Genomic DNA, 14,884 nt, shown 5'->3' with positions numbered 1-14,884 from the left:
GGAGATTTCGCGCGCATGCGAATGGGGGCGCCCGTGTCCGACGCACCGGGCAGTGAACGAGTGATCGCGGGCCGCTACCGTCTCCTGTCCCCGCTCGGCGAGGGTGGCATGGGGACGGTCTGGCGCGCCCGGGACGAGGTGCTGCACCGCGAGGTCGCCGTCAAGGAGGTACGCGCCCCGCACGGCCTGCCGGCCGCCGAGGTGGAGCGGATGTACGCCCGTCTGGAGCGCGAGGCCTGGGCGGCGGCGCGGGTGGCGAACCGCAATGTGGTGACGGTCTACGACGTGGCCACGCAGGACGGCCGGCCGTGGATCGTGATGGAGCTGGTGCGCGGGATCTCGCTCGCCGAGCTCCTGGACGCCGAGGGCCCACTGCCCCCGCAGCGCGCGGCGCACATCGGTGCCGAGGTGCTGTCGGCGCTGCGGGCGGCGCACGGGGCCGGGGTGCTGCACCGGGATGTGAAGCCGGCCAACGTGCTGCTGGCGAACGACGGCCGGGCGGTGCTGACCGACTTCGGGATCGCCATGGTGGAGGGCAGCTCCGCGCTGACGATGACCGGCGAGGTGATCGGCTCGCCCGAGTTCCTCGCCCCGGAGCGGGCGCTGGGGCGCACGCCCGGCCCCGAGTCGGACCTGTGGTCGCTCGGTGTGCTGCTGTACGCGGCGGTCGAGGGGAACTCCCCGTTCCGCCAGGACACCCCGCTGAGCACCCTGCGCGCGATCGTCGACGAGGAGCTGCCGCCGCCGCACCGGGCCGGGCCGCTCGCCCCCGTCATCGAGGGACTGCTGCGCAAGGACCCCGCCGAGCGGCTGTCGGCGGAGCACGCGGAGCAGGAGCTGCGGATCATCGGGGCGGGCGGCACACCCCGGGCGGGCACCGTCCGGGCGGCGCCCTACGCCCCGGCGGTGGCGGCACACCAGCAGCCGCCGACGCCGCCCCTGCCGTACTCCAGTGCGCCCACCGCGCCGACGACCCCCACCGGGCCCGAGCGCCCCGACCGCAACCGCCGTGCCGCCGTCGTCCTGGTCGCGGGTCTGGTCGCGCTCGCGCTGGCGCTGGCCGGTCTGACGTACGCGCTGCTGAACCGCGAGGACAACGGCGGTGAGGCCGGAGGCGGGACGACGAGCCAGGAGGAGACCCGGACGACGCCGACGGAGACCGACGAGAAGGACACCCCGACCCCGACGCCGACCCCGAGCGAGAGTCCGACGAAGTCGACCCCGCCGCCGCAGACCGTGCAGGTCTCCCTGGCCGGGTCGAACACCGAGTACGAGGGCGCCTGTCCGCCGCCGGAGGCCGAGGCTCCGGCCTTCACGGCGACGTTCACGGTGGGGCGGCTGCCCGCGGAGGTCAGCTATCGCTGGGTCTCGCGGGACGGCGATGTCATGGACTCGGGCTGGAAGACGCTGTCGTTCCCCGAGGGCGGCTCCCGCACCAAGCAGGACCGGGCGTTCGTGACGACCAACGACGACAGCGGGACCTTCGAGAACGAGATCAGCGTCGAGGTCCGGGACCCGGTCGAGACGACGTCGAACTCGGTGCCGTTCTCGGTCACCTGTGAGAGGGAGACCCCGACGGACGGGGTCTCCCCTTCCCTCTCCCCGAGCTACTGAGGGCTCAGGCCGCGCTGTTCAGGACCGGCAGATAGCCGCCGGACTGGCCGGCCGCGGTCGGGTGGTACGACTCGCCGATGTTGAGCCAGTTGACGCTGTTCAGCCAGGAGCTGCCGGAGCAGATCTCATGGCCGGTGAAGGTCGTGCGGACGTCGCCGAAGGTGAAGGAGTGCGCGGCGGCACGGGCGGCGACGGCGGCGTTCAGATAGTCGGAGGCGTCGTTGATGGCCTTGCGCTTGGTCTCGGACAGACCGAGGCAGGACTGGCCGAGCTTGTAGAAGCGCGGGTAGCCGAGCACGACGACATGGGCGTTGGGCGCCTTGGAGCGGATCGTCGAGTAGACGTTGTTCAGCTGCCCGGGCAGCGTCGAGTCGACGTACGCCTTGGCGGTGTTGATGCGCGAGATGCAGGAGCTGTCGGACTGGAGCACACAGGTCGTCATGACGTCGGCGAACCCGGCGTCGTTGCCGCCGACGCTGATGGAGACCAGGGCGGTGCTGGAGTTGAGCGGGCCCATCTGGTTGGCCAGAACATCACCCGTTCGGGCGCCCGAGCAGGCCGTGAAGGCGAACGACGAGGGTGAGTTGGCGGCCGCCCACAGGTAGGGGTGGGCCTTCGTGCTGCGCTTGCAGTCACCGCTGGAGCTGATGTAGCTCCCGGCGCCGACACCTGACGCGTAGGAGTCACCGAGGGCCACATAGGGGCCGGTGGCGGCCTGTGCCGAGCCGGCGCCGGTGAGGACGGCGCCGACGGCGAGGAGGAGCGAGCTGACGTAAGCGGCAATTCGGGAACGTCTCATGGAACCTCCCTTTAGCAGGATCTCTGCCACAACTGTCGTAGCAGCTACGCGTGTTGACAGGAAGTGTCCATGCCAAGACTTTCGACCACGAATCGACCCGTCCCCTATGCGTTCACTGTGTGTTTGATTACGTGCCCATGACAGATTTGTTGACAGCCCCTCAACTCCCTTGTTCTACGCCTGTAGACCACCCACTCTTGATCCAGCCCGTAGCGGGAACGCGACGCTCCGGCCGTGCGCGCGATCACGTGCGCACCCCCCACAGACGCGTGCCCCCACCCGAGCGCGCGTCGCCAATGAGGAGGACTCCCTCGAATGGCACAACTGCGTAGCAAGAAGCTCCGGTTCGCCGCGATAACCAGCCTGGCGACCGCCGCCCTCGTGGGCGGGCTCACCTCCCTGCCCGCCCAGGCCGCCCCGGCCGAGGGCAAGGTCCTTGCCGCCGGCTCCCCCACGGCGATCAAGGACAGCTACATCGTCACCCTGAAGAAGGGCGCCGGCTTCAAGGCGGCCTCCAGCGAGGGCAAGGGCCTGATCAAGGAGTACGGCGGCTCGGTCGAGAAGACCTTCGGCAAGGCCCTCAACGGCTACTCGGCCACCCTCTCGGCCACCGAGGCGAAGAGACTCGCCGCCGACCCGTCGGTGGCCTCCGTCGAGCAGAACCAGCGCGTCCAGCTCGCCGACACCACCCAGACGAGCGCCCCCTGGGGCCTGGACCGCATCGACCAGACCTCACTGCCGCTGTCCGGCACGTACACCTACCCCGACAGCGCGGGCAGCGGGGTGACGGTCTACGTCATCGACACCGGCGTCCGGATCACGCACACCCAGATCAGCGGCCGTGCCTCCTACGGCTATGACGCGGTCGACGGCGACACCACCGCCTCCGACGGCAACGGCCACGGCACCCATGTGGCCACCACGATCGCGGGTTCGACCTACGGCGTCGCCAAGAAGGCGAAGATCGTCGGCGTGCGCGTGCTGGACAACAGCGGCTCCGGCACCACGGCGGGCGTGATCGCGGGCATCGACTGGGTGACGGCGAACCACTCCGGTCCCTCGGTGGCCAACATGTCGCTGGGCGGCGGTGCGTCCGCCTCCCTGGACACGGCGGTCGCCAACTCCATCGCCAGCGGAGTGACCTACGCGGTCGCGGCGGGCAACAGCAGCGCCAACGCCTCCTCGTACTCCCCGGCCCGGGTCGCCTCGGCCATCACCGTCGGCGCCACGACCAGCACCGACGCCAAGGCGAGCTACTCCAACTACGGCTCGGTCCTGGACATCTTCGCGCCCGGCTCCTCCATCACGGCGGGCTGGTACACCAGCGACACCGCGACGAACACCATCTCCGGCACCTCGATGGCCACCCCGCACGTCGCGGGCGCGGCCGCCGTCTACCTGGCGAACAACACCTCGTCCACCCCGGCCCAGGTCGCCTCGGCCCTGACCGGCGGTGCCACCACCGGCAAGGTCACCAGCGCGGGCACCGGCTCCCCGAACCGACTCCTGAAGCTCGTCCCGTAACGCGCGAACCATCTGTTCCCCGAAGGTGCCCCACTCGCCTCCGGGGAACAGTCGTGCGTCGCCCACGCCGTCTTGACGGCCGCCTCCGGGCTGCGCCACATTGAAGCCCGACATCCGGCGCTTCGGGGGGCAAAGTCGCCAATGCAGACGTTAAGGCTCAAGACATCTTCAACGGAGGGCGCTCAGCGCGCGGGACCGGGACCGGGGGACCTGGCGCCGCTGCTGGCGGGCGCCGCGACGGCCGTGGGGGCGGCCGGCGCGCTGCTCGCACTCGCCGACAGTGACTCGCCGCTGCGCGGTCCGCTCACCCTGTTCTTCCTGCTCGCGGCACCGGCAGCGGCCATCGCCGCCACCCTGCGCGGGCTCGAACCCTTCGGCCGCACCCTCGCCTCGCTGGCGGGCGCGGTCGTCGTCAACATGCTGGTGGCCCAGGGGATGCTGGCCCTGAACGGCTGGTCGGCCACCGGCGGCATCGTGGCCGTGACCGCGCTCAGCTCCCTCATCTTCCTGCTGGTTCTGGTACGGCGGCTGCGCGGCCGTACGGAAAGAAGGCGGAATCCCTGACGTGGACATCAGCGTGTACCGTCCCGGCGAGCTGACCGCCGCCGACCGGACGGCGTGGACGGCGATGCAGTCCAAGGCTCATCTGCACGGGTCGCCCGAGCTGGCGAACCCGTTCCTGTCACCCGAGTTCGCGCTCGCCGTCGGCCGCTGCCGCTCCGGCGTGCGGATCGCGGTCGTACGGGAGTCCGGTGAGCCCGCCGCGTTCTTCCCGTACCAGAGAACGGCCACCGGTGTCGGCCGGGCCATCGGGCTCGGGGTCTCCGACGCCCAGGGCCTGGTGCACCGGCCCGGGTTCACCTGGGACGCCAGGGAGCTGCTGCGGGCCTGCGGGCTCGCGGTGTGGGAGTTCGACCACCTCGTCGAGGGCCAGCCGGCGTTCCGCGCGGGGGCCACCGGATCGTTCCCGTCGCCGGTCATGGACGTGGAGCAGGGGTACGAGGTGTATCTCGGCCAACTCCGGGAGCGCTCCCCGAAATTCACCAGGACCACGCTCGCCAAGGAGCGCAAGCTGGGCCGCGACCACACGGGCGTGCGGTATGTGCACGACGAGCGGGATCCGGCCGCGCTGCGCACCCTGATGGGCTGGAAGTCGGCGCAGTACCGCAGGACCGGGCGCAGCGACCGGTTCGCCCAGGAGTGGATCACCCGTCTTGTGGAGCAGCTGTTCCACACCCGCACCGAGTCGTTCGCCGGGGTCCTGTCGGTGCTGTACGCCGAGGACAAGCCGATCGCCGCGCACTTCGGGCTGCGTACCGAACGGGTGCTGGCCTGCTGGTTCCCGGCGTACGACCCGGCGTTCTCGAAGTACTCCCCCGGTCTGGTGCTGCATCTGAGGATGGCCGAGGCGGCCGCCGCCGACGGCATCGCCTATCTGGACCTCGGCCGGGGCCAGAAGGAATACAAGGACTCCCTGAAGTCACGCGAGATCGGCGTGTCCGAGGGGTGGGTGACCCGCCGTCACCCGGTGGCGTTCGGACATCGGGCACGCCGTGCCCCGGTGCGGGCCCTGCGCAATGTCGTGGTGTCCCGGCCGGAGCTGTTCGAGCCCGCCGACCGCCTGCTCAAGCGGGTGGGAAAGATCCGCTCAGGTCGGAAGTAACGGATAAACCAACAAAAACGTGAGGCCTGGTTCCAGGCCTTGCCATACGGACGCAATCGTCAATACCGTCGTACATCTCACCCGCATCGGACCACCACTTACGCGGACCAGGGGAGGGCTCAGGGCCGCGGTGGCCACCGGCGCGGGGCGCGGTAGGGGGGTGCCGCACTCGGCCGGCGTACTGGAGGTGCGCGCGACCGAGGCGTGCCGCGCAATCGGCTGCCGCTTTGCGGTAGCCGGTGAGTTATGCCAGTAATAACCCCCCTTTCGAACCGGACACACAGCCGGGCCGCCCCAGGGGCGGGCGGTCCACCGGACGAGAGGGACCAGACTCATGAGCTCAGTTCTGCGCCCGGCGGCCACGGGTGACGAGTACCGCACGGCCCGGACATACCGGGCCGTCTCCTCGCACCTGGCGATAGCGCCGCCGGTGAGCGTGGTGATCCCGGCCATGAACGAGGCCGAGAACCTTCCGTACGTCTTCAAGACCCTGCCGGACTGGATCCACGAGGTGGTGCTGGTCGACGGCAACTCCACGGACAACACCGTCGAGGTGGCCCGCGAGTTGTGGCCGGACGTGAAGGTGGTGGAGCAGCAGGGCAAGGGCAAGGGGGATGCCCTGATCACCGGCTTCGAGGCCTGCTCCGGCGACATCATCGTGATGGTGGACGCGGACGGCTCCGCCGACGGGCAGGAGATCGTCAGCTATGTCTCCGCGCTGGTCTCCGGCGCCGACTTCGCCAAGGGGTCCCGCTTCGCCAACGGCGGCGGCACCGACGACATGACCTTCATCCGCAAGCTCGGCAACTGGGCGCTGTGCACGATCGTCAACCGCAAGTTCGGCGCCCGCTACACCGACCTGTGCTACGGCTACAACGCCTTCTGGCGGCACTGCCTGGACAAGATCGACCTCGACTGCACCGGCTTCGAGGTGGAGACCCTGATGAACATCCGGGTGGTCAAGGCAGGCCTGAAAGTGCAGGAGATACCCAGCCACGAGTACCTCCGCATCCACGGCACCAGCAATCTCCGCGCCGTGCGCGACGGGTTCCGGGTGCTCAACGTGATCCTCAGGGAACGCTCCAACCGGCGGGCTCTGCGCCGCCGCGCCGAGCGCTCCCCGATGCTCGACTCGGTCCGGGGAGAGGTGTCTTGAGCGGTCCCGACATCTCCGTCGTGATCTGCGTCTACACCGAGGACCGCTGGGAGGACATCCTCGCGGCGGTCGCCTCGGTACGGGCGCAGTCCCGCCCGGCGCTGGAGACGCTGCTGGTCGTCGACCACAACGACCTCCTCAGGGAACGCCTGGCCAAGGAGTACAAGGAAGTCACGGATGTGCGGGTGCTCGCCAACGCGGGTCCCCGCGGCCTGTCCGCCGGCCGCAACACCGGTATCGCCGCCTCCTGCGGCGAGGTGATCGCCTTCCTCGACGACGACGCCGTGGCCGAGCGGGACTGGCTCAGGCACTTCGCCTCGTCGTACGCCGACCCACGGGTCATGGCGGTCGGGGGCCGTACGGAGCCCATCTGGGCCTCGGGCCGCAGGCCTGCCTGGTTCCCGGAGGAGTTCGACTGGGTGGTCGGCTGCACCTACCGCGGCCTGCCGCCCGGCCTGGTCCGGGTCCGCAACGTCCTCGGCGGCAACGCCTCCTTCCGCCGTACGGCGTTCGACGCGGCGGGCGGCTTCGCCACCGGTATCGGGCGCGACGGCGACAAGCGGCCGCTGGGCTGCGAGGAGACGGAGCTGTGCATCCGGCTGACCCGGGCCAGACCCGACGCCGTGCTGCTGATCGACGACCGTGCGGTGATCCACCACCGGGTGCCGGAGGCGCGCGAGCACTTCGGGTACTTCCGCACCCGTGCCTACGCCGAGGGCCTGTCGAAGGCTCTGGTGGCCCGGAGTGTCGGCGCCGGCAAGGGCCTTGAGTCCGAGCGCCGGTACACCACCCGGGTGCTGCCGGCCGGGGTGGTCCGAGGGCTGCGGGACGCCGTGCTGGCCCGGCCGGGGGGTGCGGGCCGGGCGGGTGCGATCGTCGCCGGGGTGCTCACCGCGGCGGGTGGGTATGTCGTCGGGAGTGTCCGGGCGCGCCGGGGCTCGGTGACGTACTCGGTGGCGGCGATCGAGGGAGGCGGGGATGAGTGAGACGGCCGTGCCGATCCTCATGTACCACGCCGTGTCCTCCGAGCCGAACGACGCCACCCGCGCTCTGTCGGTGACACCCGAGGCGTTCGCCGCGCAGATGACGGTCATCGCCGACCTGGGTCTCACCCCGGTCAGCACGGCTGATCTGGCCACCTGTTGGCGACAGGGACGCCCGCTGCCGGGGCGCCCGGTCCTGGTCACCTTCGACGACGGCTACGAGGGCGTGCACCGCCACGCCCTGCCCGTGCTCGCCAAGCACGGCTTCCCGGCCACCCTGTTCGTCGCCACCGGCTGGCTGCGCGGCCCGTACGACACCGGCGGCGCCCTGGACACCATGCTGGACTGGGACCAGGTCCGCGAACTCGCGGCCGCGGGAGTGGAGATAGGCGGCCACAGCCACACCCATCCCCAGCTCGACCGGCTCCCGGACGACAGGCTGCGCCGGGAGCTGATCCTGTGCAAGGAGATCGTCTCGGACCAACTCGGCGCGGTCCCCGCCTCGTTCGCCTATCCGTACGGCTACTCCAGCCGCCGGGTGCGCGAGACGGTGCGCGAGACGGGGTATGCCCAGGCGCTGGCGGTCGGCAACGGCCTCGCCCGCCGCCGTCAGGGGCCGTACGCGCTGCGCCGGGTCACCGTCCGGCGCAGTACCGGCGCCGAGGAGTTCCAGCGGCTGGTCGAGGGCCGCGCGATCACCCGTACGTTCGCCCGGGACCTGGCCCTCACCAAGGGGTACGCCATGGTCCGCAGAGCCCGACAGGTCCGCCGGAAGGCCATCCGAACCCGTGTCTGACACGACGACCACGACCGAGGCGGAGCAGCCCGCCGCACCGGCGCCCGAGCAGTCGGGGCGCGGCAGCCAGCTGTTCCGCAACGCCTACGCCCTGATGCTCAACACCGGTATCTCCGCGGTGCTCGGTCTCGGTTTCTGGCTGGCCGCGGCCCGCTACTACTCCGAGTCGGCGGTCGGCCAGGGTTCCGCCGCGATCGCCGCGATGAAGTTCCTCGCGGGCCTGACCGCGGTGGCCCTGACCGGGGCGCTGGCCCGGTTCATCCCGGTCGCGGGCCGCGCCACCGGACGGCTGATCCTCCGTACGTACGCGGGCAGTTCGGTGATCGTGGCGCTGGCGGCGGGCGTCTTCCTGGTCACGCTGGGCATGTGGGGGCCGTCGTACCGGTTCCTGGACGGGCCGGTCAACGGGCTCGGGTTCATCGTGGCCGTCGTCGCGTGGAATCTGCTGACGCTCCAGGACGGGGTGCTGACCGGGCTGCGCAGCGCGCTGTGGGTGCCGGTGGGCAACACCGCCTTCTCGGCGGTCAAGCTGGGTCTGCTGGTCGCCTTCGCGGCGGCGATCCCGACGACCGGCGTGTTCGTCTCCTGGGTCGCGGCCATCGCGGTCTCGGTACTGCCGCTGGGCTGGCTGGTGTTCCGGCGTCTGGTGCCCCGGCATGAGAAGGCGACCGAGGAGCACGCGAAACCGCCCTCGGTGAAGGAGATCGGCAAGTTCCTCGCGGGCGACTACACCGGCTCGCTGTTCTCCCTCGCCGTGGTCTATCTCATCCCCGTGATCGTGGCCGCGCAGGTCAGCTCCGAGGACAACGCGTACTTCTACATCACCGCGACCATCGGCGGCACGGTCAATCTGCTCGCCATCAACATGGGCGCCTCGCTGACCGTAGAGGGCTCGCACGACCCGAGCCGGCTCGCCGCCAACACCCGGGCCGCGCTCCGGCGCATGGCGAAGATCATGATCCCGGTCGCGACGATCCTGTTCTTCGGGGCCCCATGGATCCTCGGTGTGTTCGGCGCGGGGTACGCGGACGCGGCGACGTCGCTGCTGCGCTGGTTCGCGATCGGCGGGCTGCTGCGGGTCGTGATGGAGACGTACTTCGCGGTGCTGCGGGCACAGAGCCGTACCGCCGGACTGGCCTGGCTCCAGGGCCTGTTGTGCGCCCTGGTGCTCGGTCTCACGCTGCTGCTGCTCCCCCGGATGGGGCTGACCGGGGCGGGCGTCGCCGAGATCGTCGCGCTGGCGGTGATCGTGGCCATCGCCGCGCCCAAGCTGTACCGCACGGTCCTGACCACACCGGCCGAAGTCCCCGAGGGCTCCGCACCCGACGGCGACCTCGCCGACCTGGGTTCGCGCGCGCCGGCCAAGCGCGGGCCCGCCTGGGCGCTGGACACGGACACCCTCGCCCTCGGCATCCACGTCGACTTCGACCACCTGGACCGCCGTCCCGACGTCCGGCCGGGACCGGGCACCCCGCCCACGGGTCTGCCCGTGGTGCAGCGGCCCGAGCGCCGGCCGACGTGGGCCGTCGGGCTGCCCGTCGAGATGGGGGTCCCCCCGCGCGAGCGAAGCCGAGCGTGGGGGAGGGAGCCGGAGGTGGACGCGCCGTTCGAGGCGGAGGAGAAGGCGGTCGTACCGGACGTGCCGGAGGCCGTACGGGAGGAACCACGCGAAGAGCCCCCGGCGCTGCTGCCGACCCGCATGGGGGTGGTCCTCGGCTGTCTGCTGACCGCCGCGCTGCTGCTGTACTGGGTGCCCGCGCTCCGGCTCGGCGAGGCCGATCTGGACGAGATGGGCGGGCTCGGTCTGGTCTCCGTGCTGCCCACGCCGACGCTGATCGGCGCCGGGCTGCTGGTCACTGCCTTCGCCTCGCTGCTCTGGCTGGGCCGCGAGCACCGGGCGCTGCTGATGGTCACCCTGCTGGCGACCGTCGTCTCGCTGCACGCCCTGCCCGCACTGATCGAGACCGAGCCGCGCTTCGCCACGGCCTGGCAGCATCTCGGCTTCCTCGACTACATCGACCGCACCGGGTCCGCCGTACCGGACCTGGACGCGCGCTGGAGCTGGCCGGGCTTCTTCGCGGTGGCCGCGTTCGTGGCACAGGCCTGCGGGGTCCCGGATCTCACCGGGGTCATCCGCTGGTGGCCGCTGACCATGCAACTGCTGTACCTGGTCCCGATGTTCCTGCTGACCCGCTCCATGCGGGCGAGCTGGCGGGCGCGGTGGACCGGTATCTGGGTCTTCGTGCTCAGCGGCTGGGTCGGCCAGGACTACTTCTCGCCGCAGGGCTTCACCTATCTGATGTATCTGATGTTCGCGGCGATCCTGCTGGTGTGGTTCCGGGCGCCGCGGGTGATCTGGACGAAGGTGCGGCCGGGCGAGCTGGAGGTCGAGCCGACGGACCGGCGGCAGCGGGCGGTGCTGCTGCTGGTCGTCATGGGGCTGTTCGCGGCGAGCGTGCCGGCCCACCAGCTGACCCCGTTCGTGATGCTGGGCGTGCTGGCGGTGCTGGTGCTGGTGGGCCGCAGCGAACTGCGCGGACTGCCCGTCCTGTTCGGTGTCATGGTGGTCTCCTGGATCGGCTTCATGGCCGAGCCGTACTGGTCGGGACACTTCGACGAACTCTTCGGCGGCGTCGGCGGCGTCGGCTCCAATGTCTCCTCGTCCGTCTCCGGCCGGATCGAGGGCGGCAGCTCCACCCACAAGCTGGTGCTGTACACGCGCGTGCTGCTGGCCGGCGGTGTGATGGCCATGGCCTGCTGGGGCTGGTGGCGCCGCCGCGACCACAAGTACCGCGAGCGTTCCCTGCTGGTCCTCACCTTCGTCCCGTTCCTCGGCTTCGGCATGCAGAGCTACGGCGGCGAAATGGCGCTGCGCGTCTTCATGTTCGCGCTGCCCGGCGCGGCCCTGCTGACCGGCCTCGCCCTGTTCCCGCGTACCGGCGTCACCGCGAAGGAGCGGGACAAGGACCGGGTGAGCCTCGCCCCGCTGGCCGCGCTCATGGCGGGCCTGGTGCTCATGGGCGGTTTCCTGGTGGCCCGGTGGGGCAACGAGCCGTTCGAGCGGGTCAGGCCCGGCGAGGTCGCGGCCATGGAGTACGTGTACGCCCATGACGATCCGAGCGCGCGGCTGCTGTGGCTGAGCGACGACCCCGTCAACGTCGTGACGCCGTCGATGCCGTGGGGCGCTCGGGACATGGAGAAGGTCGAGTATCTGCCGACGCTGGCGCCGGTCGACCCGGTGCTGGTGTCGGGCCTGGTCAAGGCGCTCAAGGACGCGGGGCCGAACTCGTATCTGATGATCAACCGCAGTCAGGTCACCTATCTGCGGATGGACGTCGGCTACTCGAAGACCTGGGAGCCGCGGCTCATCCAGAACCTGGACCGGCGCCAGGAACTGAGGAAGGTCTTCGTCAACGAGGACGTGACCATGTACGCGCTGCGCAAGCAGCCCGCGGGCGAGGTCCCGAAGGCCGATCCCGGTCCGATCGGACCGCAGGTGACCTGGACGCCGTGGTCGGTGGTCGGGGCGCTGGCGGCGCTCGCGCTGATCGTGCTGCTGGCGGCGCGCGAGGTGGTCCGGGTCGCGGTGCGGCCGAGCGTGCGCCAACTGCGCTGGCTGCAGAGCAGTTTCTGGTTCTCGCTGCCACTGCTGGCGGTGCTGCTGGCCTCGCTGGTGCAGCGGTTCCTGACGATCAAGTAGGGGTCAGGTGGCTGTGCGTTCGAGCCACCTGACCTCGTAGGCCCGCAACTTGATCCGCTTGCCGTCCACCGTCGCCTCGGCGGACCGGCCGAGGGTGTTGACGACCAGGGCGGTCTTCTCGGTGGCCAGCACCTTGACGTGCGGGGCGGTACCGAGGTCCTCGTACTCCGTCCCCGGCGGGAACTCCGCCGCGAACCGGGCCAGCAGGTCGTACAGGGGCAGCTTCTGGCCGCCGTTGGCTCCGCCGGTGGGCGTCCAGAGGCAGCCGGGGCACTCGGTGCCCTCCTCTGGCTCCGGGTTCCAGTAGAAGCCGGAGGTGGCGCCCCCCTTGGCCATGGCGATCAGTCCGGCGGCGTGGACGGCGGTACGGCGGGTCTCGGACCAGCCGTACCGGTTGTCCTCGCCGTCGGCGGGCTCGACGTAGTACTCGGCCCACCACAGCGGCAGTTCGCCACCGGTCTGCCGGCGCACCCACTCCCCGACGGCGGTGAACTTGTCGGTCGCCGTGAACTCGTCGGGCAGCAGCTCGTCGTCCCGGGTGTAGCTGGAGCCGTCCACGACGACGAAGTCCGCGCCCGCCTTGTGCTCGTTCCAGTAGGTGAAGGCGTCCAGGACCCGCCGGTCCATCGCGCCCCAACTGCCCTTGAGGGTCGGGGAGGCGTGCTCCTCACGGGGATCGAGGCTGTCCATCACCAGATACGGCCCGCCGACCATGATCTCGGGGTTGACCTTCTTCAGCGCCCGGTAGACGAGGTTGTACAGCTTCGTGTAGCCCTCTTGGTCCCAGCGGTCCTCGGCGTCGTTCCAGAAGCCCTTGAACTCGTTCCAGACGATGAAGTGCCGTACATCCGGATAGCGTTTGGCGACGGTCACCGCGAGCGCGGCGAAGTCGTCGAAGTACTCGGGCTCCGGAGCGGTCTCCAGGGCCGCCTGACTCCAGTCGGTGCTGTCGACGCCCGCCTCGCCGCCCTTCATCCAGTCCGGGGCGCAGCACAGGGTGACGACCGGGGTGCCGCCGGAGGCACGGACGAAGTCGATCCGGCGGTCCATCGCCTCGAAGTCGTAACGGCCCTTCACGGGCTCGGGGTTGTCGGCGCCCCAGCCCATGATGTGCTGGATCTGCGGCATCCCGTCGGGGAGCCGTTGCTCGACCCGCTCCACCGCGGCCGCGTCGCCCTCGTCGGCACTGAACTGGGTGTGGGTGAACCCCCAGCCCACCTCCGGCTTCGTGGCGTCCGGCGCCGGAGAGGTCGGGGTGCCGTGCACCTTGTCGCCGTCGCGTGTGGTGCCCTCGGTGCTCGCACCGCCTCCGGGCAACGTGTTGAACAGGGTCACCACCAGGGCCAGAGCGGCCACGCCCACACCGAGCAGCGCGGTGAGCCGCCACCGCCGTGCCCCCGAATTCCACCCATGTCGTCCCATCGAGGGCAACGGTAACGGCGGGACGGGCGCGAGGGCAGGTTTCGGCGGTGAACAGTCCCGCAGCAATTTCCGGGGGGCGACGTCCGGGGGAAATCCAGTGCACGAAGAGCGTTCGTGCCGGATCATGACGACATGTCTGCGAACCCACACGACGCTCTGCCGATCCGGCTCAACGTCGACGACAGCGACTCCCCGTCCGATGTCGTCGACGCGCTGTTCCTCGGCCGCTTCGCGACGGGCGAGCAGCCTTACTCGCACGCGGCGAACATCGACCGCGTACGGTCCGGCGCGACCCTGCTCCCGCCGGGCGCCCACGTGCTGCGGGTGGCCCGCGACGACGACCGCAGCGCGACCCTCGCGGAGGGCGACGGCTGGACGCTGCTGGTCTCCCGCTGGAACCGCGGGGCCGATGTCACGGTCACCGCGACCAGCGCCGACCTGGCCGAGAAGGTCCTCGACCAGGCCACCGACGGCGCGGCGGACGAGCCCGAACCCCAGCCGGAGAACGTGACCATGGGCTTCTGGTACGTCTCCCCCCGGCGCGGCCCGCACCGCACGACCCGCCAGATCTCCGCGGGCACCTGGGAAGAGGTCCGCGGCAACTACACGGCACCGGTGGCGGACGCGATGGACCGCCTGATGAAGACGACCCCGGAGGACATCGCAGGTCGGCTGCTCCTGCTGCACGGCCCGCCGGGCACCGGCAAGACCTCCGCGCTGCGCACCCTGGCCCGCTCCTGGCGGGACTGGTGCCAGGTGGACTGTGTACTGGACCCGGAGCGGCTGTTCAGCGACGTCGGCTATCTGATGGACATCGCGATCGGCGAGGAGGACGGCACCGGCAAGGGGCGCTGGCGGCTGCTGCTCCTGGAGGACTGCGACGAGCTGATCCGCGGCGAGGCCAAGCACACGGCGGGCCAGGCGCTGTCCCGGCTGCTGAACCTCACGGACGGCCTGCTCGGCCAGGGTCGCAACGTCCTGGTCGGCGTCACCACCAACGAGGACCTGGAGCGCCTGCACCCGGCCGTGGTCCGCCCCGGCCGCTGTCTGGCCCGGATCGAGGTCGGCCCGCTGACCCGGGCGGAGGCGGTGGGCTGGCTGGGCGCCGAGGGGGGCGTGAGCCGCGAGGGCGCCACCCTCGCGGAGCTGTACGCACTGCGCCGGGGCACCTCCCCGACGTCACTGCCGGAGCCGCGGGGCCAGGCGGACGCGGGCCTGTACCTGTAG

The 14,884-nt window shown here is 70.9% G+C and carries 11 protein-coding genes; 9 read left to right on the top strand and 2 right to left on the bottom strand.

Going from position 1 to position 14,884, the window contains the following annotated elements:
- The first annotated feature begins 15 nt into the window (after positions 1 to 15).
- Positions 16 to 1,614 (top strand): serine/threonine-protein kinase, encoded by a 1,599-nt coding sequence (locus RMT89_RS09695; protein WP_315883395.1) that lies wholly within the window; start codon positions 16 to 18, stop codon positions 1,612 to 1,614.
- A gap of 4 nt (positions 1,615 to 1,618) precedes the next feature.
- Here the strand turns inward: RMT89_RS09695 and RMT89_RS09690 are convergent, their stop codons facing one another.
- Positions 1,619 to 2,413 (bottom strand): SGNH/GDSL hydrolase family protein, encoded by a 795-nt coding sequence (locus RMT89_RS09690; protein WP_315883394.1) that lies wholly within the window; start codon positions 2,411 to 2,413, stop codon positions 1,619 to 1,621.
- A gap of 315 nt (positions 2,414 to 2,728) precedes the next feature.
- Here RMT89_RS09690 and RMT89_RS09685 point away from each other — a divergent pair, with 315 nt between their 5' ends.
- From RMT89_RS09685 to RMT89_RS09655, 7 genes are all read left to right on the top strand, one after another.
- On the top strand, positions 2,729 to 3,937 hold the full coding sequence (locus RMT89_RS09685) for a S8 family peptidase (protein WP_315883393.1): 1,209 nt from the start codon (positions 2,729 to 2,731) through the stop codon (positions 3,935 to 3,937).
- A 141-nt stretch (positions 3,938 to 4,078) separates the two neighbouring features.
- Positions 4,079 to 4,501: a hypothetical protein gene (locus RMT89_RS09680; RefSeq protein ID WP_315883392.1), complete on the top strand. Its 423-nt coding sequence runs from the start codon at positions 4,079 to 4,081 to the stop codon at positions 4,499 to 4,501.
- A gap of 1 nt (position 4,502) precedes the next feature.
- Positions 4,503 to 5,600, top strand: a complete 1,098-nt coding sequence (locus RMT89_RS09675) for a GNAT family N-acetyltransferase (protein ID WP_315883391.1) — start codon at positions 4,503 to 4,505, stop codon at positions 5,598 to 5,600.
- 334 nt (positions 5,601 to 5,934) lie between these two features.
- Complete coding sequence (locus RMT89_RS09670; protein ID WP_315883390.1) at positions 5,935 to 6,756, top strand: glycosyltransferase family 2 protein; 822 nt, start codon at positions 5,935 to 5,937, stop codon at positions 6,754 to 6,756.
- Positions 6,753 to 7,742: a glycosyltransferase family 2 protein gene (locus RMT89_RS09665; RefSeq protein ID WP_315883389.1), complete on the top strand. Its 990-nt coding sequence runs from the start codon at positions 6,753 to 6,755 to the stop codon at positions 7,740 to 7,742. Before RMT89_RS09670 ends, RMT89_RS09665 begins: the two co-directional genes overlap by 4 nt.
- Positions 7,735 to 8,535 (top strand): polysaccharide deacetylase family protein, encoded by an 801-nt coding sequence (locus RMT89_RS09660; protein ID WP_315883388.1) that lies wholly within the window; start codon positions 7,735 to 7,737, stop codon positions 8,533 to 8,535. Before RMT89_RS09665 ends, RMT89_RS09660 begins: the two co-directional genes overlap by 8 nt.
- Positions 8,528 to 12,235, top strand: coding sequence for a lipopolysaccharide biosynthesis protein (locus RMT89_RS09655; RefSeq protein WP_315883387.1), 3,708 nt, complete (start codon positions 8,528 to 8,530; stop codon positions 12,233 to 12,235). Before RMT89_RS09660 ends, RMT89_RS09655 begins: the two co-directional genes overlap by 8 nt.
- A 3-nt stretch (positions 12,236 to 12,238) precedes the next feature.
- Here the strand turns inward: RMT89_RS09655 and RMT89_RS09650 are convergent, their stop codons facing one another.
- Complete coding sequence (locus tag RMT89_RS09650) at positions 12,239 to 13,657, bottom strand: GH39 family glycosyl hydrolase (protein WP_315883386.1); 1,419 nt, start codon at positions 13,655 to 13,657, stop codon at positions 12,239 to 12,241.
- A 132-nt stretch (positions 13,658 to 13,789) separates the two neighbouring features.
- Here RMT89_RS09650 and RMT89_RS09645 point away from each other — a divergent pair, with 132 nt between their 5' ends.
- Positions 13,790 to 14,884: a DUF5925 domain-containing protein gene (locus tag RMT89_RS09645; protein WP_315883385.1), complete on the top strand. Its 1,095-nt coding sequence runs from the start codon at positions 13,790 to 13,792 to the stop codon at positions 14,882 to 14,884.

It is taken from the genome of Streptomyces sp. P17 (assembly GCF_032436805.1).
In the GTDB taxonomy this organism is placed as follows: domain Bacteria; phylum Actinomycetota; class Actinomycetes; order Streptomycetales; family Streptomycetaceae; genus Streptomyces.
Note: the sequence above shows the minus strand (reverse complement) of the source record. Positions and strands in the feature narration are given on the sequence as shown.

Coding starts and splice junctions, on each gene's coding strand:
- RMT89_RS09685 (WP_315883393.1), top strand. CDS start 2,729: ATGGCACAACTGCGTAGCAAGAAGCTCCGGTTCGCCGCGATAACCAGC.
- RMT89_RS09650 (WP_315883386.1), bottom strand. CDS start 13,657: ATGGGACGACATGGGTGGAATTCGGGGGCACGGCGGTGGCGGCTCACC.
- RMT89_RS09695 (WP_315883395.1), top strand. CDS start 16: ATGCGAATGGGGGCGCCCGTGTCCGACGCACCGGGCAGTGAACGAGTG.
- RMT89_RS09680 (WP_315883392.1), top strand. CDS start 4,079: ATGCAGACGTTAAGGCTCAAGACATCTTCAACGGAGGGCGCTCAGCGC.
- RMT89_RS09660 (WP_315883388.1), top strand. CDS start 7,735: ATGAGTGAGACGGCCGTGCCGATCCTCATGTACCACGCCGTGTCCTCC.
- RMT89_RS09690 (WP_315883394.1), bottom strand. CDS start 2,413: ATGAGACGTTCCCGAATTGCCGCTTACGTCAGCTCGCTCCTCCTCGCC.
- RMT89_RS09670 (WP_315883390.1), top strand. CDS start 5,935: ATGAGCTCAGTTCTGCGCCCGGCGGCCACGGGTGACGAGTACCGCACG.
- RMT89_RS09645 (WP_315883385.1), top strand. CDS start 13,790: ATGTCTGCGAACCCACACGACGCTCTGCCGATCCGGCTCAACGTCGAC.